Annotated in this window: 24 protein-coding genes; 23 read left to right on the forward strand and 1 reads right to left on the reverse strand. The window is 36.1% G+C overall.

From position 1 onward, the window contains the following. The first annotated feature begins 33 nt into the window (after positions 1-33). The 4 genes from srtB to ACGG81_RS00845 all read left to right on the forward strand — a co-directional run bounded on the left by srtB (position 34) and on the right by ACGG81_RS00845 (position 2,753). Entirely contained in the window at positions 34-822 is a 789-nt protein-coding gene (gene srtB / locus ACGG81_RS00830; RefSeq protein WP_226824566.1) for a class B sortase, read from the forward strand. Positions 823-825: 3 nt separating this feature from the next. Continuing rightward, on the forward strand, positions 826-1,245 hold the full coding sequence (locus ACGG81_RS00835) for a hypothetical protein (protein ID WP_117843950.1): 420 nt from the start codon (positions 826-828) through the stop codon (positions 1,243-1,245). A 191-nt stretch (positions 1,246-1,436) separates the two neighbouring features. Further along, entirely contained in the window at positions 1,437-2,357 is a 921-nt protein-coding gene (locus ACGG81_RS00840; RefSeq protein ID WP_117843951.1) for a ParM/StbA family protein, read from the forward strand. Positions 2,358-2,372: 15 nt separating this feature from the next. Next, a complete protein-coding gene (locus ACGG81_RS00845) occupies positions 2,373-2,753 on the forward strand; it encodes a stage III sporulation protein AF (protein ID WP_226824567.1) in 381 nt (126 codons plus the stop codon). A 143-nt stretch (positions 2,754-2,896) separates the two neighbouring features. Here ACGG81_RS00845 and ACGG81_RS00850 read toward each other — a convergent pair whose 3' ends face one another. Continuing rightward, complete coding sequence (locus ACGG81_RS00850) at positions 2,897-3,247, reverse strand: helix-turn-helix domain-containing protein (protein ID WP_004223831.1); 351 nt, start codon at positions 3,245-3,247, stop codon at positions 2,897-2,899. 395 nt (positions 3,248-3,642) lie between these two features. Between ACGG81_RS00850 and ACGG81_RS00855 the strand changes: the two genes are divergently transcribed. From ACGG81_RS00855 to ACGG81_RS00945, 19 genes are all read left to right on the forward strand, one after another. Then, positions 3,643-4,089 (forward strand): sigma-70 family RNA polymerase sigma factor, encoded by a 447-nt coding sequence (locus ACGG81_RS00855; protein ID WP_117843953.1) that lies wholly within the window; start codon positions 3,643-3,645, stop codon positions 4,087-4,089. Further along, positions 4,086-4,274 carry a helix-turn-helix domain-containing protein gene (locus tag ACGG81_RS00860; RefSeq protein WP_054337518.1) on the forward strand — a complete coding sequence of 63 codons (189 nt, stop codon included), beginning with the start codon at positions 4,086-4,088 and terminating at the stop codon, positions 4,272-4,274. The genes ACGG81_RS00855 and ACGG81_RS00860 overlap by 4 nt, the downstream gene beginning before the upstream one ends. Positions 4,275-4,458: 184 nt before the next feature. Beyond that, positions 4,459-4,641, forward strand: coding sequence for a hypothetical protein (locus tag ACGG81_RS00865; protein WP_005342250.1), 183 nt, complete (start codon positions 4,459-4,461; stop codon positions 4,639-4,641). A gap of 10 nt (positions 4,642-4,651) precedes the next feature. After that, a complete protein-coding gene (locus tag ACGG81_RS00870; protein WP_226824573.1) occupies positions 4,652-5,377 on the forward strand; it encodes a LytTR family DNA-binding domain-containing protein in 726 nt (241 codons plus the stop codon). A gap of 99 nt (positions 5,378-5,476) precedes the next feature. Next, positions 5,477-5,632 (forward strand): hypothetical protein, encoded by a 156-nt coding sequence (locus ACGG81_RS00875; RefSeq protein ID WP_054337519.1) that lies wholly within the window; start codon positions 5,477-5,479, stop codon positions 5,630-5,632. A gap of 65 nt (positions 5,633-5,697) precedes the next feature. Beyond that, complete coding sequence (locus tag ACGG81_RS00880; RefSeq protein WP_054337520.1) at positions 5,698-6,753, forward strand: radical SAM protein; 1,056 nt, start codon at positions 5,698-5,700, stop codon at positions 6,751-6,753. 113 nt (positions 6,754-6,866) lie between these two features. Next, complete coding sequence (locus ACGG81_RS00885) at positions 6,867-7,229, forward strand: helix-turn-helix domain-containing protein (RefSeq protein ID WP_054337521.1); 363 nt, start codon at positions 6,867-6,869, stop codon at positions 7,227-7,229. Beyond that, complete coding sequence (locus tag ACGG81_RS00890) at positions 7,207-7,461, forward strand: response regulator (protein WP_390109063.1); 255 nt, start codon at positions 7,207-7,209, stop codon at positions 7,459-7,461. The genes ACGG81_RS00885 and ACGG81_RS00890 overlap by 23 nt, the downstream gene beginning before the upstream one ends. A gap of 69 nt (positions 7,462-7,530) precedes the next feature. Then, positions 7,531-7,878 carry a transposase gene (locus tag ACGG81_RS00895; RefSeq protein ID WP_004615306.1) on the forward strand — a complete coding sequence of 116 codons (348 nt, stop codon included), beginning with the start codon at positions 7,531-7,533 and terminating at the stop codon, positions 7,876-7,878. Next, positions 7,868-8,689, forward strand: coding sequence for an IS3 family transposase (locus ACGG81_RS00900; RefSeq protein ID WP_004841748.1), 822 nt, complete (start codon positions 7,868-7,870; stop codon positions 8,687-8,689). The genes ACGG81_RS00895 and ACGG81_RS00900 overlap by 11 nt, the downstream gene beginning before the upstream one ends. Positions 8,690-8,888: 199 nt before the next feature. Beyond that, on the forward strand, positions 8,889-9,254 hold the full coding sequence (locus ACGG81_RS00905) for a LytR/AlgR family response regulator transcription factor (RefSeq protein WP_390109068.1): 366 nt from the start codon (positions 8,889-8,891) through the stop codon (positions 9,252-9,254). A 1-nt stretch (position 9,255) separates the two neighbouring features. Next, positions 9,256-10,593 carry a sensor histidine kinase gene (locus ACGG81_RS00910; RefSeq protein WP_114002298.1) on the forward strand — a complete coding sequence of 446 codons (1,338 nt, stop codon included), beginning with the start codon at positions 9,256-9,258 and terminating at the stop codon, positions 10,591-10,593. Positions 10,594-10,733: 140 nt separating this feature from the next. Then, complete coding sequence (locus ACGG81_RS00915; protein WP_390109072.1) at positions 10,734-11,027, forward strand: hypothetical protein; 294 nt, start codon at positions 10,734-10,736, stop codon at positions 11,025-11,027. A gap of 69 nt (positions 11,028-11,096) precedes the next feature. Further along, positions 11,097-11,444 (forward strand): transposase, encoded by a 348-nt coding sequence (locus tag ACGG81_RS00920; RefSeq protein WP_004615306.1) that lies wholly within the window; start codon positions 11,097-11,099, stop codon positions 11,442-11,444. Then, entirely contained in the window at positions 11,434-12,255 is an 822-nt protein-coding gene (locus tag ACGG81_RS00925) for an IS3 family transposase (RefSeq protein WP_004841748.1), read from the forward strand. The genes ACGG81_RS00920 and ACGG81_RS00925 overlap by 11 nt, the downstream gene beginning before the upstream one ends. Positions 12,256-12,364: 109 nt before the next feature. Beyond that, the gene (locus ACGG81_RS00930; protein ID WP_390110324.1) at positions 12,365-12,913 is read left to right on the forward strand and encodes a zinc dependent phospholipase C family protein; all 549 of its coding nucleotides are present in this window, start codon (positions 12,365-12,367) and stop codon (positions 12,911-12,913) included. 153 nt (positions 12,914-13,066) lie between these two features. Beyond that, entirely contained in the window at positions 13,067-14,230 is a 1,164-nt protein-coding gene (locus tag ACGG81_RS00935; protein WP_054350812.1) for a radical SAM/SPASM domain-containing protein, read from the forward strand. Next, positions 14,220-15,902 carry an ABC transporter ATP-binding protein gene (locus ACGG81_RS00940; protein ID WP_117843954.1) on the forward strand — a complete coding sequence of 561 codons (1,683 nt, stop codon included), beginning with the start codon at positions 14,220-14,222 and terminating at the stop codon, positions 15,900-15,902. The genes ACGG81_RS00935 and ACGG81_RS00940 overlap by 11 nt, the downstream gene beginning before the upstream one ends. Next, the gene (locus tag ACGG81_RS00945; RefSeq protein ID WP_118045833.1) at positions 15,899-16,900 is read left to right on the forward strand and encodes a S8 family serine peptidase; all 1,002 of its coding nucleotides are present in this window, start codon (positions 15,899-15,901) and stop codon (positions 16,898-16,900) included. Before ACGG81_RS00940 ends, ACGG81_RS00945 begins: the two co-directional genes overlap by 4 nt. Positions 16,901-16,904 lie beyond the last annotated feature (4 nt).

A 16,904-nucleotide genomic window follows, 5' to 3' on the forward strand; every position in this document is an offset into this window, starting at 1 on the left:
AAGTTGTCCGGTCTTATGGAAGAGGAGGATTCGATGAAACGAAAGAAAATTTACGGTATATTTATGCTTGTAGCCATTGCTGTTTTTTTATTTGCAGGAGGAAGGATACTGCAAATTTATTTGAATTATCAGGAAAGTCAAAAAGTCTATGAGCAGATGGAAGGGTTTACACAAAAGATAGAGGATCAAGACCTGTCACCAGAAGCGGTTCCAGGGGAAACACCAGAGGAGGTCGCAGAGCAGGGAGTCCTACAGGTGGATTTTAACAAGCTGGAAGAAATCAATCCAGATGTCATTGCATGGATTGAGATTCCTGGTTTGGAAATTAGTTATCCGGTAGTCCAGGGGAGGGATAATGACTATTATCTGCATCACCTGATTACGGGAGAAAATCATAAAAGTGGCAGTATTTTTATGGACTTTCACAACCAGGAGAATTTATCAGACAGAAATTCCATTATCTATGGGCATAATATGAAGGATGGGAGCATGTTTGGAACCCTGGATCAGTATCAGTCACAGGCACTTTATCGAAACTATCCCTGTTTTTATATGTATGTGCCAGGATATATTTATGAGTATCAGATTTTTTCCTGTTATGCAGCACCGACGGATCATCCAGCATATACTTATGATTTTCCTACTTCTGAGGACTATGAAGTTTTTCTGGAAACACTACAAAGAAGTGCTGAGTATAACACAGGGATGACAGTTACCGAGGAGGATCAGGTAGTGACCTTATCAACTTGTGTAAATACCCGAAAGGATTATCGCTATTTAGTACATGGAAAACTGAAACAGAAAATAAAAATGGAGGAATAACAGATGTTAGATTTTGAATATGCAAAGGCATTGGCAGAGGTTGTGCTGGATACAACTTGCAGCGAAAAAGAAAGAGAAGTACGGCTGGAGTGTTCAACCCAAATATTTGGCAGAGCAAATGCTTATTTAAAGAAAGGCTTCTTACCCGATGTGGTAGAGGCTTTTTTTGTGCGAAAAATGAAAGGTTTGCCACTGGTATCGACAAAGCAGGATATGCAGGATTTTTTGAAAGTCAGTACACCCCATTATTTTGGCGGGAAATTTACAGTTAGTAATATTCCGTATTATTCAGAGGAAGAAGAACTGCTACTTTGGTCAGAAACATCACTTCGTGGTCCATTGATTACAGCCGGATACGAACGCTATATGGAACTGTTTAAAAAGATTTTGCCTCAAAAGGCAGAACAGATTAATTTTTTATAAAGAGAAATAATTCGAATGAGGACTGGAAATATATGGTGGTTTAAAGATAAATGTTAAAAATTATTATATAGGAAGAAAGCATCTGTCTGTAGCAAAATGCTGCAGACAGGATATTTTTTTGAAAAAAAGTTGCTTTGTACGGAAGCTCTGCGTACAAGAGAAGTATAAAGAAAAAAAGGAGAGATGATTTTATGATAAAAAAAGTTCGGATTGCGGTAGACCATGGCAATAGAAATATGAAAACCTGTTCCCAGGTATTTACGACAGGGCTTACCATTCAGGATAAAAAGCCTGCCAGAGGGGAAAAGTTCCTGTTCTATGAGGGAAAGTATTATGTGCTGAGTGAAAATAGGATTCCTTATCAAAGAGATAAAACGCAGGATGATCGATTTTTTATCCTTACTCTATTTGCAATCGTAAAAGAGCTGGAGGAAAACCCTCAAATTCAGCCGGAGGATGTCATTCAGGTGGATCTTCCGATTGGGCTGCCACCCAAGCATTATGCAGAACTTTGTGAACGGTATGAAGCATATTTTAAAAGACAAGGGAAAATCCATGATATCAATTACTGTGGTAGGACATATCATATCACCATTGGAGAGGTAATGGCATTTCCACAGGACTATGCGGCTATGATGACTATGATTGAAAAGCTGCAGCAGATTCCCAAAGTAGTAGGAATTGATATAGGAGGATTTACTACAGACTATCTGCTGATGCGGAAAGGTAATCCGGATATGGAAGCCTGTGATTCTATGGAAAAAGGTGTGATTACCATGTATAACAAGATTATTTCCGGGATTAACAGTGAATATGATATTTTGTTAGAGGAAAGTGATATTGACAGTATCCTTCAGGGAAACACAGAGTTTTATGAAGAGGCTGTAGTCCGTATGACAGAAGGTATGGTGCAGGATTTTGTAAAGGATCTGCTGAACAGTATTCGAGAAAGAGGCATAGATACCAAAGCAGCATATACGGTATTTATTGGAGGCGGGGCAAAGCTATTGAGCCATTTTCTGGAACAATCGGACCGTCTGGGGAAATATACCTTTATTGAGGATATTTCTGCCAATGCCAAAGGATATGACAGACTGTTTCAGATTATGTAGAGGAGTGTGATAAATGTGGAGAAAAAGAATCCCTATAAATTCACACTTGGATTTGATAAAACAAAGCCGACACATGTATGTGCGGCAGAGATTTTAAATTCCGTAAGGGATAAAGCCGACTTAATCGCATCAGCAGTGGTTGCTCATATAGATGGCGGCAGTACAGAAAAAGGGGCTGTATTGAACCAAGAAGCTTTGCAGATTATGATGTTGGAATTGGTAAAGCAAGAAGTGGAAAAAGCAATGCAGAATTATTTTTCAAAACAGGAGAATGTTCAAGTGGAAGAAGAAACAGAGGAAGATGTAATAGAGAAACAGAAGATATCTGAATTTGTCCTTGCACCTGAAGTTGCCAAAAGCGTTAGAGATGCAATGAGTGCATTTAGAAATAGATAGAAAAGAAAAAAGAAGCATCGGATTTTGAGTGCTTCTTTTTTGTTGCACATTTATGCCAATTCACAGGAACCCCACAGATTTCGCACAGGTTTCTCACAGATTTCATCCGTATAATCAAAAGTCAGATATTGTCAGAAAAAGGCTTAATTGAGTGGATCCTTTTCTTTCAATGCAGAAAGAAGCCCACGCAAGGTGCGTAGGGCAATTTGCCGCTCGTCTTCAGAGCAGTTTTGCAGTTCTTTCATAATCTGATAAGTAGTAGTGTCCGGTTCCTTTCGTTCATCCTGAACAGCTGCATCAATTGAAATATTCAGAAATTGAGCGATTGGGATTAAAGTTGCAAGTTCCGGATTGCCATTACAGGTTTCAATATCAGAAATGGTCCGGGTGGACACACCGGCTTGTTCTGCAAGTCTTGATTGTGACAGACCACGCCTTTCTCTTTCACTTCTTACCATATAGCCTAATTTTTTCTTGACGGTATCCATCAGCATCCGCATCACCTCACTTATTGTTTTATTTTATCGTAGATTGATAGTAAGAGAAACGCATTATAGTGCATGAAGATACGCAATATAATGTGAATTGCGGGGCAGGAGAACCTACAAGGGAGGAGCATCTATGTTGCAAGGAAAGACAAGGCACTTGTGTAATGATTCGTCAAAAAAATCTTGCTTTTGCAGGGGTGCCAAAAGGGTTATTTATATGCAGTATATGCGTTAATATATGAAGTCACCGTGCAGGATGATGCATGGGATAAGAAAGATGTCGAGCCAGAAGAAATGTGGTTCGGCGTTTTCTTTTACCAAAATAAAAATATCCTTCACAGATGCAGATCTCCACCTCTGAAATTTGGAAACTTATTGATTTCAAATTTCGGAGGTAGAAAATGAAAGAAGAACAAAAATATAATGGATCTAAAACAAGAAATTATTTCACTGCTTACTTGCTGGCATCTATAAGGGGAAAAAGACTTCGGTATCTGGAAAAGCAGCAGAAAATATTATTTGCAGAGGAAAATCTGGAAGATAAAGAATATACAGATGCGGATATTTCTCCAGAGGAAAGGCTGGAATTGGAACAGAAAGAACAACTGCTTATGGAAGAAGCACAGGGGATATATCCAGAGTGGAACGAAATGACGGATATAAGCCTTATAGAAGCCATGTTTTCTTTGCAGGAAGAAGAACGGAAGCTTATTTATCAGCATGTCTTTGAGGAGCGTACTTTTAAGGAGATGAGCATCTTAAATCAGATGACGGAAGAACGCTGTAAAGGTGCGTATTATTGGGCTATCCGCAAAATACGAAAGAGAATGGGAGGAAAGAAATCATGAATTTTAAAGAATTGTTATATCGGGCAAGACAAGGGGATGAAGATGCTATTCTGGAAATATTTGAAATGTACCGACCACTCTTGATTAAAAATGCCTTGGTAGATGGAATCTTTGATGAAGATCTGTACCAGGAATTGACAGCAGAATTGTTGAAGTGCATACGGTATTTTAGGGATGTAGAATAGAATTATAGGAGGTGTAGCGGTATAATCCATACACCTCCCTAGAGCATATTCTGCCATTTTTAGTAAATGGATTACATAATTATAATTGCCAATTAGGCAATAAAAAACGCAATTGAAACAAGAATACTAGACGGGATAAACTAAAATCCCCTAATATAGTAAAAAATAGTAGGAGGAAATTTCGATGGAGATGAACCAAAAAGAATGTGGAATAGTGTGCAAAGAAAATGGTACGGAGCAAATAGAAAAAGTAACAGAGGAAGAATGGAAATTATTAAAACAATATAGAAATTTGTGTGAAGAAAATAAATTAACCATCAACATTTTGATCCAGCGATTATTAGCACACGAGAAAGGCAGGGAATAAGTTGATTAAAGTGGCATTATGTGATGATATTATTGACTATAATAAAAAAATGGAGAGTTATATCGAAAAATATGGAAATGAAAATCATGTAGAAGTCAAAATTACTTCGTATGGAAGTGGCAGTCAGTTATTATTGAATTATCAGAAACGAAAGTTTGATGTTATATTTTTGGATGTGTCTATGCCTGAAATGGATGGATTTGAAACAGCAGAGGAGATTCGGAAGAGTGATACTGATGTTTCAATCGTTTTTTGTACTTCTTATTATACAATCACTAATGCAGGGAAAGGCTTTGAAGTTGCGGCAGAAGATTTTTTATCAAAACCTTTACTGTATAGAAAAGTTGAGAATATCTTAAACAAAATATATAAAAAGAAATTGTTGAATGCAGAGGAAAAATTATTTTTGAAATGTCACGATGGATTGATTACGCTGCAACTTTCCGATATAATCTATATACAAACAGAAAACAAGCTGTTGATCTTACATACAATTCATGGAGATGTGCAAAGTAGCCAAAGAATGAGTGAACTGGAGAAGCGTTTAAGCAAAAAGCAATTTTTTCGCTGTCATAATAGTTATATGGTCAATTTTGATTATGTTGAAGGGGTTAAGAAAGATAGTGTGTTAATCAAAGATAAAGTTCAGAAGTTAAAGACTATTCCAATAAGTAAATATAAGAAAGAAGAGTTCATGAGAGCATTAGCTAGATATGTGGGAAAATGGGAAAACTGAAAATCTATGTCAAAAATATGTTGATTTATACAAAGAATATTGTTGTATGGAAAAAAATGGATTATAGTCCTCATATACTAAACAGAAAGGAGAAAAAACATGGTTAATACTGAAACAACAGAAGAGTTCGTAAAAGAACTGGATTTAACAGAGGAAGAAATAGAAAGTTATACCGGATGTTCTGAAAGAACGCAGAGATGTTTAACTGATTGCCCATGGCCATTTCCAGGGGCATACATTAATGAAGCTAGTTAAAACAAAGAACCGTGTAGCCTATCGGATATGATAGTCTGTGCGGTTTCTTTTTTGGAGGAAAGTATATGTATACAATTACTTTAGAAGTAAACCAAATATGTAATTTACGTTGTACATATTGTTATCTTGGAAGAAAGACAAACCAAAAGATGTCCGAACAGATAGCATACAAAGGATTGGAAATTGCATTTTTAAATGCGGAAAATCATAGAGATCGAAGATTATGGGTGGATTTTGTAGGTGGAGAGGCACTCTTAAGTCTTTCATTTTTAAAGCATTTGGTGGATTATATAGAGGGGCAGGCATTAAAAAGAAATATTTTAGTGACATATTCTATCACGACAAATGGAACTATTTTAAATGATGAGATTTTAGCATGGCTGATTAAATATAGAATTCATTTAAAAGTAAGTATTGATGGAGATGAGGAAACCCATAATAAAAACAGAAAGAGGATTGATGGTGTTGGAAGTTATTCTAATATTATTGAAAACTGTATGTATTTCAAAGAATACGAGAAGAGAACCAAGCAATATATTCAGGCAGCACATGTTGTTACACAGAATAATTATGGGGAAACATTTGAATCTGTTTGCCATTTAGTTGAAAATCTAAATTTTAGCATAGTGGATTCTTCTATTGATGTTATGAATAGATGGACAACCGATCAGTTGGATGGTTTGGCTGATGAATGGGAAAAAGTATTACGTTACTATTTAAAAAGGAAAAAAGCAGGAAAAGCATTTCTTTGGGGACCAATTTTAGATTTGAAGAAATACGGAGAAAATAATGGAGAATCAGGATTTTGTGGTGTAGGTCTTATTCAAATATATATAAAGGTGGATGGGAGAATCTTTGGTTGTGCGGCAAATTTAGAAGATAGTGGGTGCATTGGAGATGTTGAAAATGGATTGTCTAAGGAATGTATCAAAAGATTGAGGAAAATAGGAAAAGAAGGTAATATGTGTTCAAAATGCAGCTTTGCTGTGAAGTGCCAAAGCAAAAATTGCATCATGAACAGTTTGGCATATAGTGGAACAGTAGGTGAACATAATCCTGATATGTGTTATTTTGAAAGGAAAAAGAGGAATCTATGGGAGATATATGCTCCTCAATTATAATTTTTTGAAAATAAAACTTGAAATATGGGTAAAAATACGCTATTTTTATTATAAATACCAACTTATGAAGTGACTGGTAGTAAGTGTTTTATTATATTGATGTGGTGGTGAAAATGAATATAATTAGGCGAAAGAGAAAGGAATTGGGGATTTCTCAAAAAGAATTAAGCGAAAAGTTAGGTACGAGTCAACAGACAATCAGCAGGATTGAAAAGGCAGATATTGAAAATATTCCCTGTAGCTTATTGGTGAAACTGGCAAATATATTTGACATACCAATAGATGTTTTGGTATATGGAGATAATAGTGATTTGTGTAAAAGTCAAATTGAAGAATTATGGGATGTTTTTCAAAAGTTAGATGAGATAAATAAAGCTACGTTATTGTTGATGGGAAGAAGGCTAAATGAAGCACAGATGGAAAATATGCTGAAGAAGCAGATAGGTGATATGAGTGATAAAAATAGCGATATGTGATGATGAAAAATATTTTGTAGATACAGTTGAAAAAATGCTAAAAATTTATGCAGAGAAAAATGGTAAGGACTTTTGTATAAAAAAATATACAAAGCCGTTGCAGTTAATGGAATCTTTAAAAGAAGAATTCCAAATTTTCTTTTTGGATATAGAGATGCCTGCGATGGATGGCATGGAGTTGGTGGATATTATCCGCAGACATGATGAAAAATATAATGGTATCGTAATTTAAGACACTTCAAGAGACATTTCTTAATGAATCTGATATACTGTAAACACTACAGAAAGAAGGATTATTATTATGTCTCGAACAAGAAGAAATTTCTCTGCCAAATTCAAATCAGAATTAGTGATTGAACTGCTCAAAGGAGAAAAAGACTTAAATACAATCGCAACCGAAAACAATATTCAGCCGAATCTTCTCCGCAACTGGAAGAAGGAGTTCCTCGATAAAGCATCCGTGGTTTTTAATGACACACGAGAGGATAATCTGAAAGAAAAACTCGCTTTAGAACGCAAGGAAAAAGCTGAATATGCGAAAAAAGTTGGCCAGCTCACCATGCAGGTGGATTGGTTGAAAAAAAAATCTGAAGAAACACTTGGACCTGACTACGAGAGTAAATTTAGTCCAAAACCTTTTGAAGACTAAAGAACTTCCAGTTAAAACAGGAGCTACACTTCTTGATATCAATCGTACCAGTGTTTATTACAAGGGCATGCCCATATCTCAGGAGGAGTTGGATTGCAAATCGATCATAGATCGATTACACACGGATAATCCGGCCTGGGGAGCACGACAACTGTCTGCTCAACTGAAGAAGCGTGGGCATCAGGTTGGTCGCCGGAAAACGCGCCGTTATATGAATGAAATGGGGATTGATCCAATTTATCCAAAAATGAACCTTTCTAAACGTATGCGACAGGCTAAAGTCTGCCCGTATCTGCTACGTAACGCCGTTATCGACCGTCCAAATCAGGCATGGTCAATCGACATTACATACATCCCCATTAAGCGTGGATTTCTGTATCTGACCGCTGTGATTGACTGGTACAGCCGCTGTATCGTTGGCTGGGAAGTCGATGATACTCTGGATACCAGAATGGTCATAACTGCGTTAAAAAAGGCGTTTATAGTGGCAAAACCTGTTATCCTGAATTCAGATCAGGGCTGTCAGTTTACAAGCAATGAGTACATGAATTTCCTCAAAGAGAACCAGATCCGTCAAAGCATGGATGGTAAAAGCCGGTGGGCTGACAATATCATGATTGAACGATGGTTCCGAAGCTTCAAGTACGAGGAAGCATATCTGACCCAATATAACAATATCAGAGAAGCACGGAAGGCAATCGGTAAATATGTGCACACTTACAACTTTGAACGTTGTCATTCTGCACTCAATAATCAAACACCGGCATCCTGCTATTATCCGATTCTGTTACTGGATGATCATGCAGCCTAAGGGGGGATTTTCTCCCCTACCCAGTTACATATATCAGTTCATTATAAAAAGCTTAGATTTTTGTCTTGACAACTGAACCACTATAAAATCAATTATTCTTTATGTATCATCTCATAATGAATTTTTAGGGGTTGGATATAAGTATGATGTCCAAAATTTTATTACAAAACCAATTACACAAGTACAGATTAATTGTGAAATGAATAGAGCATTAAGAAAACTAGAGTCATATGAGCAAAAATACATAGCAGTAAAGAATGAGAAAGGATACTTTAAACTATTTCTTTCCGATATAGAATACATTGAAACCGTGAAACGAAAGGTTTTATTTCATCTACGAAATGGAAATCAGGAAGATGGATATTTTAAAATGAGAGATTTAGAAGAACGCTTGGAAAAATACTATTTTGTACGTTGTCATAATGGTATTATTGTAAATGTCGATTGTATTGAATCATTACATGATCTTACCACTACACTTTATTCCGGAGCTAAAATTTATATTACACGGTCTAGAAAACAAAACCTAATGAAAAAAATGGCAGAACGGGGAGGAAGTGTATAGTGTGTATGCACAGAGTATTATAAAGAATCTTTTTTCAATAATTAATATTTTTCTGATTACATATTTGTTGATTGATAGAAAAAACAATCAAGAGTATCGAAAGAAAAATTGGTATTCCTATGTTTTGTGCATTGGAAGTATTTTTCTGGTGCGGGTAATGGAGAATGGGGTATCCATACATATCGTTTATAATTATATTACGATTGTGATTATTGTCATGTTTATAGGACATTTTTTATTTCAACGGAATATGAAATATTGTATTTTGATAGGCAGTATTTTCTTATCTATTTCGTTATTAGGGCAATTACTAAGCAGTATTTTCCTATATCCATATAGTGGAAATAGAGTATTAGCTGAATTACCAGGAATATACCAAGTGGTGATGATGGTAATTGCAGAAAGTGTTATTATTGCCGGATGTTTGACATTAAAGAAAATTATAGAAAGAATTCCACCGCATTTATCAAGCATTAATGTGATGACAATTTTCATCCCGTTATTGCTTAATATTATAGTTATGGCAGTATGTACCGATAACCTATATAATGATAAAAAGGTAATTATTGGAAACATATGGTCAGTTATTACAATATCAATAGTTCCTATTGTTATGTTTTTAGGAACTGTCTGTAACATAGTGATTTTGGAGAACTACTTAAATGTAAAAAAAATCGAAAATGAAAAAAAGCTTCAAATAAGTGAGATGAGCTTGCAGTATGATTATTATATGAAACAATCGAAAGATATGGAAAATATCCGCAGGCTTTCCCATGATATAAAAAATCATTTGGAGGCATTGAAAGAAAATATAGAGCCAGAACAAAAAATAGAGTATATTAATGGTATTGAACGTAAATTAAATAAGTATCAAAGTTACTATAAATCAGGGAATACTTTTATTGATAATTTGCTTCATACGAAACGATTGGAGGCTATCGAAAAGGGAATTGAATTTAAGGTGTTTGCCGATTTTACAGAGTTTCGACAGATAAGAAATGAGGATTTATGTGTCATAATTTCGAATACAATAGATAACGCATTAAGAGAATGCCGGTTAATGAAAGAAGAAAATCCTATGGTAGAGTGTTTAGTACAGTTAAAGGCTAAAAAAGTAAAGGGGTTCTTGTCAATTTTATGTGAAAATAGCCTAAGAGATTCACAAGTACGTTATCTGCGAGAAAATGCAACACTGGAAACATCAAAGGAAGATAAGAAAAATCATGGGTTTGGTGTCAAAAATATTAAAAGTGTGGTGAAAGATTATGGAGGAGAAGTATCATTTAGTGTTTTAGATGATATGTTTTCTGTTTCTGTGATTATTCCGATAGAAATATAGTGTGACAAGATGGTGCTTATGGAAAATAAGTGCCATTTTTATTGGTCCAGGCAGGGCATAAAAAATGCAAACTAAACAAATTATATGTTTTTTCTTGAAGCAGGATGTAAAATAAAGAAAAAAGAAGAGGAGGCATGGGTATGCGAAAAAAAATGAAACTATTTATTGCCATGGTATCAGTGGGGGCTTTATTGGGAACGATGCCAGTTATGGCAGCGGAACAACCAGAACTTCCAACGAAAGTGCAGGATATTGCGAATGGTTCTGATGAACTTTACGGGGAAGGAGTTCCGATTGAGCATGGCACAAATCCAGATGAAAGATTTTCGTCTGGTGGGGTAGATCATACACATCAGTATATTGTTGCAAACGCACTTAAAATTCTGAGCAATGATAAAGGAAATAGTGCATTCTATAATGGTATCGTAATTTAAGACACTTCAAGAGACATTTCTTAATGAATCTGATATACTGTAAACACTACAGAAAGAAGGATTATTATTATGTCTCGAACAAGAAGAAATTTCTCTGCCAAATTCAAATCAGAATTAGTGATTGAACTGCTCAAAGGAGAAAAAGACTTAAATACAATCGCAACCGAAAACAATATTCAGCCGAATCTTCTCCGCAACTGGAAGAAGGAGTTCCTCGATAAAGCATCCGTGGTTTTTAATGACACACGAGAGGATAATCTGAAAGAAAAACTCGCTTTAGAACGCAAGGAAAAAGCTGAATATGCGAAAAAAGTTGGCCAGCTCACCATGCAGGTGGATTGGTTGAAAAAAAAATCTGAAGAAACACTTGGACCTGACTACGAGAGTAAATTTAGTCCAAAACCTTTTGAAGACTAAAGAACTTCCAGTTAAAACAGGAGCTACACTTCTTGATATCAATCGTACCAGTGTTTATTACAAGGGCATGCCCATATCTCAGGAGGAGTTGGATTGCAAATCGATCATAGATCGATTACACACGGATAATCCGGCCTGGGGAGCACGACAACTGTCTGCTCAACTGAAGAAGCGTGGGCATCAGGTTGGTCGCCGGAAAACGCGCCGTTATATGAATGAAATGGGGATTGATCCAATTTATCCAAAAATGAACCTTTCTAAACGTATGCGACAGGCTAAAGTCTGCCCGTATCTGCTACGTAACGCCGTTATCGACCGTCCAAATCAGGCATGGTCAATCGACATTACATACATCCCCATTAAGCGTGGATTTCTGTATCTGACCGCTGTGATTGACTGGTACAGCCGCTGTATCGTTGGCTGGGAAGTCGATGATACTCTGGATACCAGAATGGTCATAACTGCGTTAAAAAAGGCGTTTATAGTGGCAAAACCTGTTATCCTGAATTCAGATCAGGGCTGTCAGTTTACAAGCAATGAGTACATGAATTTCCTCAAAGAGAACCAGATCCGTCAAAGCATGGATGGTAAAAGCCGGTGGGCTGACAATATCATGATTGAACGATGGTTCCGAAGCTTCAAGTACGAGGAAGCATATCTGACCCAATATAACAATATCAGAGAAGCACGGAAGGCAATCGGTAAATATGTGCACACTTACAACTTTGAACGTTGTCATTCTGCACTCAATAATCAAACACCGGCATCCTGCTATTATCCGATTCTGTTACTGGATGATCATGCAGCCTAAGGGGGGATTTTCTCCCCTACCCAGTTACATATATCAGTTCATTATAAAAAGCTTAGATTTTTGTCTTGACAACTGAACCACTATATTCAATGGTGAGCTGAACTCATCTATTCTTATGGAGGCAACCGACTGGCCGGATAAACTTGGAAATGAAACAGATGCAGGAACTTTTGCAGGACACTTTTATGATCCTGATACTGGAAAAAACTGGCTTGGTCAAAAATCTCCGACAGCTAGGACAAGAGCAGAGTCATATTTTCAGGCAGCAGTAAATGCGTATCGTGCAGGAGATGTACAATTGGCTATGTCAAACTTAGGAAAAGGCACCCATTATGTATCAGACTTAAATGAACCGCATCATGCATCGAACTTGACAGCAGTAAACAGCAATCATTCCGCTTTTGAAAAATATGTTGATAAAAACCGTAAATCTTACACAATAGCAGGAAATTCGTTTGGCTCATCCGTATATACAACCGCATTAAATACATCAACAGGAGATTTGATGTATTCCGCAGCAAAACATGCGAAAGGGCTTGCGGCGGATGCTCAAAAGGAAAGTTCCTATGATAGTGCAGGCAGACAATCTGTGCAGCATGCTATACAGACGGTAACTCAATATATGTATAAATTTGGAAAAGAAGTTGGAATCTATTAATAAGAGTTTTTCAGGTCTTGGTATTAAGAATATCGAGGCCTGTTTTTTATGCCATTTAGACACTAAAATACGCAAAATAATCAAAATATATGGCGAGATAGGAGAATTTGATTAAAATTGTTTTTAGTATATTCAAGAAAGGAGTAGACAGATATGTATAATTTCACATTATATATGACAACAGATTGTAATTTTAAATGTCAGTATTGTTATGAAGACTACCATAACCATTATCAGTTGAATGAAAAAACACTTGTGGACTCTTTGGAGTTTATGATGAATTATGGGGATAGAGGGAAAGTCTTGATTGATTTTTTGGGCGGTGAGCCTTTGCTGAAGAAAGATTTAATTTACAAGGCAGTAGCCTATATCAAAGATAATTATCCGGAAAGGGAAGTAAAGTATTATATTACTACCAACTGTTCCATGATGGATGATCGGTTCATTGCATTTATGAAAGAAAATCATTTTACAGTACGCCTTAGTTTTGATGGGAATAAGGAAACCCATGATTTGAACAGAGTTGCGAAAGATGGAGTTTCTTGCTATGAAAAAATTTTTGAGAATATCATGAAGGTAAAGGATAGTGGATTGAATTTTTCTGTAAGAATGACGGTCACAGAAAATACCATTCCGTATATGTTCGAAAATATCTGTTACCTGCATGAGCATGGATTGGATAACATCTGTATGATTATGGATGTATATTTAAAAATATGTGATGAGCTGAAGGCAGAATTTGAAAAGCAGGTGGGACAAATTTTGCGGTACTATTTGGCTGAGGCAGCAGCGGGCAGAGTTTTTACTATAGATCAATTTGATGGAAAAATGTTTAATATGTTGTGTGATTTTGGGAACTGCTTTGGCATGTGCGATGCCGGAATTGGAAATTTCAAGATCTTTCCGAATGGTCAGATATATCCATGTGGATTTCTTACAAGTAATGAAAAATATTGTATAGGTAATATCAAGGAAGGCGTTGATATAAGAAAGGCAAAATTAATAGCAATGTCGAACTTTGATAAAACCGATCCGAAGTGCAAGGGATGCACAATCCGAGATTTTTGTCATGGTATGAAATGCGGATATATGAATTTTATCAATACAGGGAAGATTAATGTACCATCGGATGCAGAGTGTATTTTTGAACATATCTTTTATAAGGCAATGGTGCAGATTCTTGAATATTATTTACAGCAGCCGATTGAAATAGTTAGAGAAAAATTAGGAGTGTATATAGACTATATCCAGGAGGAAGATTTAAAATTCAGTGAGTTCGGAGAGAAGATTGCCAAGAGGTTAAGCGATGAAAAGTAAAGAAAGCCGTCCATATCTTGGATTTTTAAAAGAGTATGCTTTTAAGAAAAAGTTACTACCTTCCTATATTTTAACAATAGCAACGATTGTGTTAACGGCGGGAGTTTCTTTGGTGCGTCCGGAGCTGCAGGGAAAAGTGATAGATGATTTGGGGAATCCACATAGTACCAGTTTATCTGCGTTTATGCTCCTTCTGGTGGTGTTCCTGGGCATGTTACTGCTGAACTACCTTATGAATTATGTACAGCGTTATATCGTGGCTGTTATTTCGGAAGAGATAGCAGCAGATATGCGACAAAAGGTAGAAGATAAATTATCAACAGTAAGCGTGAATTTTTTTGAGAAGATAAAGCTAAGTGACATTTTGCTGAAAGTAGATAAAGATGTTTCAGCAGTGAAACAATGTGGAATCACAAGTATTATCACATTGGTTTCCAATATTGTTATCCTGGTGGTTGTTCCTCCATATATGTTTTCTATCCATAAGGGGATTGCCGTATCCAATATTATCTTACTTGTCAGTGTTCCTTTTATTAGTAGAATCCTGGGGAAATTGATACAGGAAACCAGTGGTCAAGTTTTGGAAGGATATAACAGCATAACCAATGTTCTGACAAACACCTATGATAATTGGTTTATTACAAGACTCTTTCAATGTGGGCAATATGTGCATGATATGTACTTTGAGAAAAATCAGAAATACAAAAAAGAGACGAATCGCCAGAATTTGTTGTACATATTGAATACATCTACGATACTCGTGATTCAGTTTATAGGAACAGTCATAATTTGGGTAGTCGGTGCACAAGAAGTATTTAAAGGAAATATGACCATAGGTACCATTATGGCCTTGATGAATTACCAGACAATTATTATGAATCCTATTATTGGAATCGCACAGTTTGCTAACGAGTATCATACAGCCGTAGTTTCCTTAAAGGATATCAATGGTTTGCTTCAGTATCCGGATCAGAAACAAGGAGATGGAGAGAAAGTAACAACAGTTAACAACATTTCCTTAGAAGAGATGAGCTTTTCTTATACAGAGTCGAATAAGAAGGTATTTGACCGGCTCAATTTGAAGTTCGAAAAAGGCACTCTTTACGGAGTTCATGGAAAAAGTGGACAAGGCAAAAGCACTCTGTTCAAAATTATAACAGGTGTGTATCAACCGACAGAAGGAAAAGTAGTTGTGAATAACACAGATTTGCAGGAATTAGATATTAACAGCTATTGGGAAAATACAGGATATGTTATGCAGCGTACACAGTTCTTCAATGATACGGTAAGACGGAATATGGGATTACTACATATTGTTTCGGAAGAAGAAATGGATACAGTGGCAAAGTGCTTGGATTTGTATGATGAAATCCATACTTTAGAAATGGTATGGGATACCGAGATAAAGATAGATCCATGCAATTTCTCAGAAGGACAAATGCGGCGTTTAGATATTATGAGGAATATTTTGAAAAATTCACAAATTCTGATTTTTGATGAAGCGACAGCAAATATTGATGAAAAACGAAGAGGGCGTTTTTATCAATTATTGCATGCGTTATCAAGGGAGAAAATTATTATTTTTTCTACGCACAATCTGGAAGAATTGCGAGAAGCAGATATTATTGTGGATTTGGAGAAGCTACATATAAGGCAGGTGAGTGAAAAGTGAGGATAGGTGTGTTGGATTCCAATGGATCTTTTGATAATCCTTTTTTTCAGGATAAGAAAATTGTAAAAATAGACTGCAAGTGGAAAGGTCAGGAATACAGTAAAGATGCCTTTGGATTTACCCATGCGGAATATGTCTGTTCTTTTATTTTAAAGGAAAACCCAGAAGCTGAAATTGTTCTGGTACCCATTGTGAGGAAGAACAAAAAGAGTACGGTTCTGGATATGATAGAAGGTATTGAATTACTGATAGAGGAACAGGTAGACATAATTAATATGAGTATGGGAGATGAGTACAAATATCACAAAGAAATAGAGGAGGTATGTAGAGCAGCTACAGAAAAGGGGATTTTGATTGTGGCAGCATACTCTAATCAGCAAGTAGAAGCAACCTATCCGGCTTCCTTCCCTTTTGTAATGGGAATAAGATGCCTGGACATAGAGAATCCTTTACAGGTTTTCCAATATGATGGGATAGGAAAGGATGTGATTTTTTCCTCTAAATTTTTTTCTCTTTATCATTTAGGCATTCCTAAGTTTTATCAGGGCAATAGCTTTGGGTGTGCTGTAATAACAGGGTATTTAAGCAATTATGAGGATGAACATGAACAGGCAATTTTACAGTTTACTCTCAACACTTTGAATCACTATTATCCATATCAAACATTGAAGCAGAAACAGTGTTATTTTCTAACGAACCGTATAGAAGAACCTTTAGAGCAGCGTTTCATACGGGAAGTAACGAGAACAGAGAGATGTGATACTTTTGAAAGTGGAATGGAAAAATTGAGAAATATAAAAACAGCAGAACAGTATCCGGTGCTATTTATTGATCACAACAATTATCAGGAAATATGTGAGTATAAAGAGAGAATCAGGGTATATGCCATGGAAAATCCGAAGACAGAAATTATTTTGCGATATCCCTTATTTAATATGGTGGAAAGATTGGATTTCCAGAAGAAAACAAATAGAAATTTGAACCAATTTACAGTTTAGGAGG

The sequence above is a fragment of the Faecalimonas umbilicata genome (assembly GCF_042846195.1).
In the GTDB taxonomy this organism is placed as follows: Bacteria; Bacillota; Clostridia; order Lachnospirales; family Lachnospiraceae; genus Faecalimonas; species Faecalimonas umbilicata.